The sequence below is a fragment of the Streptomyces narbonensis genome (assembly GCF_014649015.1).
GTDB classification, from domain to species: domain Bacteria; phylum Actinomycetota; class Actinomycetes; order Streptomycetales; family Streptomycetaceae; genus Streptomyces; species Streptomyces narbonensis.
In genome coordinates this window covers 1-836 of the sequence record NZ_BMSF01000100.1, presented here as the reverse complement: position 1 = coordinate 836, position 836 = coordinate 1, and the positions used below count along the sequence as shown (strand labels likewise).

Below are 836 nucleotides of genomic sequence, written 5' to 3'. Positions count from 1 at the left end.
GTACCACGAAGTAGCGCAGGAAACCACGCTGAAGGACTCTTATAGAATAACTTTGGTACCTTCTTCTGATGGTATATCAGTATGTGGAAAACTTTGGGGAGAGTTGAACAACTGCTTCCATATGCCAGCCTCATTTTGCGTAATCGAGAAGTTTTGTTCAGAGAACCGAAGCGAGGAATTGACGAGTATCTGGAAAACGATTCTTTTCTTCAAATGATACCTGTTAAATATCGTGAAATTGTGCTGCCCAAGTTGAGAAGAGATACTAACAAAATGACCGCGGCTCTTAAAAATAAAGTCACTGTTGCAATTGACGAGCTTACGGTGCCACTTATGTGGATGATCCATTTTGCCGTAGGATACCCTTACCGTTATCCAGAGCTTCAGCTACTCGCTTTTGCCGGTCCTCAGCGCAACGTATACGTCGATGATACAACAAGACGCATCCAACTGTACACTGATTACAACAAGAACGGTTCATCGGAGCCTCGACTAAAGACGCTTGACGGACTCACCTCAGATTACGTGTTTTATTTTGTCACTGTGCTAAGGCAAATGCAAATATGTGCGCTTGGTAACAGTTATGACGCTTTTAATCATGATCCTTGGATGGATGTGGTGGGATTTGAGGATCCAGATCAAGTAACAAATCGAGACATTTCGAGGATAGTTTTGTATTCCTACATGTTTCTGAATACCGCGAAGGGCTGTCTGGTTGAATACGCAACTTTTCGGCAGTACATGAGGGAACTTCCGAAGAATGCACCTCAGAAGCTGAATTTTCGGGAGATGCGTCAGGGGTTGATTGCCCTAGGACGGCACTGCGTAGGTAGCAG

1 protein-coding gene is annotated in these 836 nt (G+C 44.4%); it reads left to right on the top strand.

Annotation, left to right across the window (positions count from 1 at the left end; translation table 11 throughout):
• Positions 1 to 81: 81 nt before the first annotated feature.
• A partial coding sequence (locus IE124_RS36290; protein WP_189513940.1) for a hypothetical protein occupies positions 82 to 836 on the top strand: 755 nt, incomplete at its 3' end.